General features: G+C 70.6%; 8 protein-coding genes. All 8 read left to right on the top strand.

The features are described from left to right. A partial coding sequence (locus VF794_RS29835; protein ID WP_331116271.1) for an ABC transporter substrate-binding protein occupies positions 1-988 on the top strand: 988 nt, incomplete at its 5' end. Positions 989-991: 3 nt separating this feature from the next. Continuing rightward, positions 992-1,876: an ABC transporter permease subunit gene (locus VF794_RS29840; RefSeq protein ID WP_331116273.1), complete on the top strand. Its 885-nt coding sequence runs from the start codon at positions 992-994 to the stop codon at positions 1,874-1,876. After that, the gene (locus VF794_RS29845) at positions 1,873-2,688 is read left to right on the top strand and encodes an ABC transporter permease subunit (protein ID WP_331116274.1); all 816 of its coding nucleotides are present in this window, start codon (positions 1,873-1,875) and stop codon (positions 2,686-2,688) included. Before VF794_RS29840 ends, VF794_RS29845 begins: the two co-directional genes overlap by 4 nt. Positions 2,689-2,793: 105 nt before the next feature. Next, complete coding sequence (locus tag VF794_RS29850) at positions 2,794-3,249, top strand: response regulator (protein ID WP_331116276.1); 456 nt, start codon at positions 2,794-2,796, stop codon at positions 3,247-3,249. Positions 3,250-3,319: 70 nt separating this feature from the next. Then, positions 3,320-3,865, top strand: a complete 546-nt coding sequence (locus tag VF794_RS29855; RefSeq protein WP_331116277.1) for a YqgE/AlgH family protein — start codon at positions 3,320-3,322, stop codon at positions 3,863-3,865. Continuing rightward, a complete protein-coding gene (locus VF794_RS29860; RefSeq protein ID WP_309891301.1) occupies positions 3,865-4,122 on the top strand; it encodes a BolA family protein in 258 nt (85 codons plus the stop codon). Before VF794_RS29855 ends, VF794_RS29860 begins: the two co-directional genes overlap by 1 nt. Positions 4,123-4,138: 16 nt before the next feature. After that, entirely contained in the window at positions 4,139-4,459 is a 321-nt protein-coding gene (gene grxD, locus VF794_RS29865) for a Grx4 family monothiol glutaredoxin (protein WP_331116281.1), read from the top strand. A 110-nt stretch (positions 4,460-4,569) separates the two neighbouring features. Beyond that, positions 4,570-5,410 (top strand): DUF2914 domain-containing protein (locus tag VF794_RS29870; protein ID WP_331116283.1); only part of this gene is annotated, 841 nt, incomplete at its 3' end.

The raw sequence follows: 5,410 nt of genomic DNA on the forward strand, positions 1-5,410 counted from the left end.
CGCCGGTGAGCGCGTGCGGCTCGTCCACAACCCGCACTCTTCCTTCCAGCCTCCCCTGGCCGCTGGGGAGCGGCCCGCGCCCGTGCTCACCCTCATGAAGTCCGAGATCGGCCCCGCCCTCTACGAGCGCGGCCGGGTGGACTTCGTCTTCGTGGACAGCGCCGTCGCGCTCCAGGGCCGGCGCCCGGAGGACCTCCAGCGCGAGCCGCTGCTCTCCACCTACTTCCTCGCCTTCAACACCGAGCGCCCCCCGCTGGACCGGCCCGAGGTGCGCCGCGCCCTCTCCCGGGCCATCGACCGCGAGGCGCTCATGAAGGGCCTGCTGCCCGCCGCGCGTCCGAGCCATGTCTTCCTCCCACCCGAGCTGCCCGGCGCCGCCACCCCCGAGGAGTCCGCGCGCCTGCCGCACTACGCGCCCGAGCGGGCCCGCGAGGAGCTGGCGGGAGTGCCCGGGCTGGACCGGCCGCTGCGGCTCGTCTACCGCACGGGGGACTCCTTCGTGCCCGAGGTGGCCATCGCCGAGCGTCTGGCCGCGCAGCTCGCCGCGGTGGGGGTGCGGGTGACGTTGGATGCGCGCTCGGACTTCTCCGCCGAGGTGGCCCGTCGCTCTCCCGAGGGCCCGCGTGCCTACGACCTCTACCTGCGGCGCCTGGGCGCGGACTACGCGCACCCCAACACCTTCTTCACCCTCTTCGAGCGCAACGGGCTCCACCAGACGGGCTGGGAGACGCAGAAGGGCGGCGAGCCCATGGACCGCTTCGAGTGGCTGCTGGACGAGGCGGACGCCGAGCCCGACGAGGCCCGTTCGCGCGCCCTCTACGGCCAGGCCGAGGCGGTGCTCCTCGACGAAATGGCCGTCATCGCGCCACTGTACCACCCGGACCGCTACTTCCGGACGCGGGCCTCGCTGCGGGGCGTGGACGTGGACCCCTTCAACTTCCTCTCCCTGCGCGAGCTGCGCCTGGGGCCTCCGTCGGAGGTGCGCTGAACCATGCCCCCCGCGCTCGTCCGCATTGGCCGGCAACTGGTGCTCGTGCCCATCGTCGCGCTCGCGTCCTACTTCCTCATGGCCGCGCTGCCGCTGACCACCGAGGACGAGTCCAAGCGGCAGGTGCCCCCCGAAGTGCTCGCCTCGTACCGGAAGGACCTCGGCCTGGGGCAGCCGCTCGGCTTCCTCCGCCCGTGGGAGAAGCTCTTCGCCGGTGAGCGGCTCGGCACCAGTGCCCAGGGCGTCACCGGGGACGAGCTGCTCCTCAAGCTCTCTGGCAGCGTGGGCGTGGGACTCGTCGCGCTGGGGCTCGCGCTCGCGTGGGCCCTGGGCTTCGCGCTGCTGCGGGCCCGTTGGCGGCGCAGCCGGCTCTCCGTGCTCAGCGACGCGCTGCCCGCCGTGGCCTTCGGCACCCCCGTCTTCATCCCCGCGCTGCTGCTCGCGCCCGCCGTGGTGGAGCGCGGGCACCTGCTGCCCGAGCTGTGTGCCGCGCTCGTCATCTCCGTCTGGCCGGGCATCTTCCTCGGCACCCTGGTGGCGGACGCGCTGGAGACGGAGCTGGCCCGCGACTACGTGCGCACCGCGCTCGGCAAGGGCCTGCCTCCCCGCGCCGTGCTGTGGCGCCACGTGCTGCCCAACGTGTTCCCCGCGCTGCTGGATGCCATCGGGCCCGTGGCCACCGCGCTCCTCGCCGGCTCCTTCGCCGCCGAGCGCGTCTTCGGCCTGCCGTACTTCGGCCAGCTCTACGTGCTCGCCGTGCTTCAGAAGCAGGTGGCCGTGGTGGTGGTGGCCACCACCGTCTTCGCCTCGCTGCTCGTCATCGTCGGGCTGGTGGTGGAGCTCGTGCGCCTCGCGGTGGACCCGCGGGCGCGGGAGGCCGGGGCATGAGCGCGAACCGGGTACCCAAGCGGGCCTGGGTGGGCCTCGTGCTGCTGGTGGGCCTCGGCCTCACGAGCTGGCTCGCCGCCCGCGTCTTCCCCGAGGCGCTCGCCCGCACGTGCCCCCTGGGCATGGACCCGACCCGACCGGATCGCACGGTGTGCGAGCTGGCCTTCGGGGGGCTCTGGGTGTCCCTGGCCATCGGCCTCGTCGCGGGGGCCTTGTCCACCGTGCTGGGGCTCGCCGTGGCCATGGGGGCCCGGGCCGCGGGAGGCGCGCTGGAGCGCTGGATGCTGCGCGGCGTGGATGCCGTCTTCGCGCTGCCGGATGTGCTGGTGGTGATGGTGCTTCAGCTCGCCGGCCAGTCCATGTTGGACGCGGGCGAGGCCGGAGGCGTGGGCCCCTTCGGCCTCATGGTGATATCCCTGGCCGTCGTGGGCTGGGCGGGCCCGGCGCGCATGTTCCGCAACCGCCTCGCCACGCTGGAAGGCCAGGAATTCATCGCCGCCTCGCGCGCTCTGGGGGCAGGCCATTGGCACCTGCTGCGCGTCCACCTGTGGCCCGCGCTGCGCCCCTTCGTGCTCGCCGTCTTCCTCAGCCGCCTGCCCACCGCCATCCTCACCGAGTCCACCGTCAGCTTCTTCGGCATCGCCCGGATGGACCCCATGTCACTCGGCCGCTACCTCGGTACGAGCTACGCGGCCCTCATCTACGAGGGCGGCGCGCGCGTGGTGCTGCCCGCCTGGGGACTGCTCGTCCTGCTGGTGCTCGGTGCCTCGCTTGCTTCCCAGGCACTCGGGGCCGGGCCGCGTCGAGCCTGAGGGGGGCGGCGCTTCGCCCTGGCGGACGGTCCGAGTGTGGAATTCCTGGCAGTGCGGTGGACGTTGGCAACAGACGAAACCCTCTCACATCGCGGGAACCACCCTATGTCCATCGCCAACGAGGAGCTCCCCATCGCCACGGGCCATGCCCGCTCCAAGACCCAGCAAGATGATGGCCTGAAGCTGGAACCGGTGAAGGGGACGGTGCTCATCGTCGAGGACGACCCCGCGCACCGTGAGCTGCTGGTGGAGCTGCTGACGCAGTGGGGCTACGTGCCCCTCCCGGTGGGCAGTGCCGAGGAGGCCGAGTTCGCCGTGCGCAACAAGCTCATGGACGCGGCCATCGTGGACGTCTTCCTGCCCGGGCGCAGCGGTACCAACCTCATGGCCCGCCTGCGCGAGAAGTTCCCCCAGTCCGTCCTCATCGGCGTGAGCGCCATGAGCGATGCGTCCATGGCGCGCAAGTGCAAGGGGCTGGGCGCGGATCTGTTCATCGGCAAGCCGCTGGCGCCGGAGAAGCTCGCCCAGGCGCTCCAGTCGCGGCACACGAGCTGGCATTAGCCGCGGGCACCCGACCGGGCGCGGGTATGAATCGGTTGCGCTGCGGGAGCGAAGGGCCGACACTTCCTGTGTGCAGACTCTCGCTCCTGGCTTCCTCGTGGCCATGCCCCAGTTGGGGGAATCGACCTTCAAACGCTCGGTCATTCTGATGCTCGAGCACAGTGAGACCGGCTCCATGGGCCTGGTCATCAACCGGGGCGCCTCGCTGACGCTGGGCGAGCTGGCCAAGAACCAATCCCTGGGGATCGCCCCCGAGCGGGTCAACCAGCTCGTCTTCATGGGCGGCCCCGTGGAGCCCCACCGGGGCTTCGTCCTCCACGACGATGAGCGTGTGACGGAGAAGCACGAGGTGGTGCCCGGCCTCTTCCTCAGCCTCACCCTGGACACGCTGGGCCCCTTGCTGAAGGACCCCAAGCGCCACCTGCGCTTCTGCCTGGGCTACGCTGGCTGGGGTGCCGGGCAGCTGGAGAGCGAGCTGGCCTCTGGCTCCTGGCTCTACTCCGAGGCGTCCGCCCGGCCCGTGCTCGAAGGGGACCCTGGCCTGCTGTGGGACAGCACCCTGAAGGGCATGGGGGTGGACCCGGCCATGCTCATGAAGGGAAAGGGACTGAACTGATGCTCGACCCGAATGCCATCCGCCAGCGGATTGTCGGCGCGCTGCCCGGCTCGGAAGTAGAAGTGAATGACACCACCGGAACCGGGGACCACTTCGAGGCCCGCGTGGTGAGCCCCGCCTTCGCGGGCAAGTCCATGGTGGAGCAGCACCAGATGGTGTACGCGCCTCTCCAGGACTGGCTGAAGACCGGCGAGCTGCATGCGCTCGCGCTCAAGACCTATTCGCCCGAGCAGTGGAAGAAGCTCGGGCCCCGCTGACGAGAGGACGCTGACGATGAACACTGAGATGAAGGCTCGTTTCGACGAGGAGATCCGCAAGCACAAGATCGTGCTCTTCATGAAGGGCAACGCGCTGTTCCCGCAGTGCGGCTTCTCCGCGCGCGCGCTGCAAATCTTGAAGCAGCACGGGGAGGTGCACACGGTGGACGTGCTGGCCGACCCCGAGGTGCGCCAGGGCATCAAGGAGTACAGCAACTGGCCCACGATTCCCCAGGTCTTCATCAACGGGAAGTTCGTTGGCGGCTCGGACATCCTCATGGAGCTGGAGGAGCGTGGTGAGCTGGCCGACATGGTGTCCGGCAAGACGCCCGCCTGAGTTCTTCTCTCCCCTCCCTGTCCCGCCCGGAGAGGGGCGGGGTGAGGGGACGCGTACCCCGGTTCAACGACGTGGCCATCGCAACCTCGAGCGCCCCTGAGGCGCCCACCGTGAAGGAGCGCGTGCGGGACTTCCGGGCGCGCCACGCGAAGTGGGAGCTGGCGCTCTTCTTCTTCGCGGGCTTCGCCTACGACATCCTCACGCTGCCGCGCATCGACAGTCGGTTCCTGCTCACCATGCAGGGCGTGTACCTGGGGGTGCTGGGCCTGCTGCTGCTGGCGGAGCTGCGCTGGAGCTGGGGCGTGGAGCCGCCGCGCTGGCTGGGCCGCGTGTGGCGCTTCCGCGAGGACGCGCTGCACTTCTTCCTCGGGGGCCTGCTGAGCCCCTACACCCTCTTCTATTTCAAGAGCGCCTCCGGGCTGACGGCGTTCCTGTTCCTCGCGCTCATCTTCGGGCTGCTGGTGGTCAACGAGCTGCCGCGCTTCCGGGCCCTCGGGCCGGTGGTGCGCGCGGGGCTCTACGGCTTCTGCCTCACCTCCTACTTCGCGTACCTGCTGCCGGTGCTGCTCGGCTACTTCAGCGGAACGCTGTTCGTGGCCGCGGCGGGCCTGTCCTGTCTGGCGACGCTGTCCATCACCCTGCTGGTGCGCTGGTGGAGTGGGGACAGGCGGCGCACGCTGCGGCACGTGGCCCTGCCCGGCCTTGGTGCCCAACTGCTGCTGCTCGGGCTGTACGCGGTGAAGGCCATCCCCCCGGTGCCGCTGTCCATGCTGTCCAGCGGCCTGTACCACGGCGTGGAGGTGGTGAAGGGACCGAAGGGCCGGGACTACCGGTTGCTCCACGAGCGCTCCGAGTGGAAGCCGTGGGAGCATGGGGATCAGGACTTCCGCGCGCGCCCCGGCGACAAGGTCTACTTCTTCGCCAGCGTCTTCGCGCCGGGCAGTTTCAAGC

This window comes from Archangium sp. (assembly GCF_036389735.1).
Taxonomy (GTDB): domain Bacteria; phylum Myxococcota; class Myxococcia; order Myxococcales; family Myxococcaceae; genus Archangium.

Bases quoted from the DNA above. Each gene is read 5' to 3' on its own strand.
- VF794_RS29840 (WP_331116273.1), top strand. From the start codon at position 992: ATGCCCCCCGCGCTCGTCCGCATTGGCCGGCAACTGGTGCTCGTGCCC.
- VF794_RS29845 (WP_331116274.1), top strand. From the start codon at position 1,873: ATGAGCGCGAACCGGGTACCCAAGCGGGCCTGGGTGGGCCTCGTGCTG.
- VF794_RS29850 (WP_331116276.1), top strand. From the start codon at position 2,794: ATGTCCATCGCCAACGAGGAGCTCCCCATCGCCACGGGCCATGCCCGC.
- VF794_RS29860 (WP_309891301.1), top strand. From the start codon at position 3,865: ATGCTCGACCCGAATGCCATCCGCCAGCGGATTGTCGGCGCGCTGCCC.
- grxD (WP_331116281.1), top strand. From the start codon at position 4,139: ATGAACACTGAGATGAAGGCTCGTTTCGACGAGGAGATCCGCAAGCAC.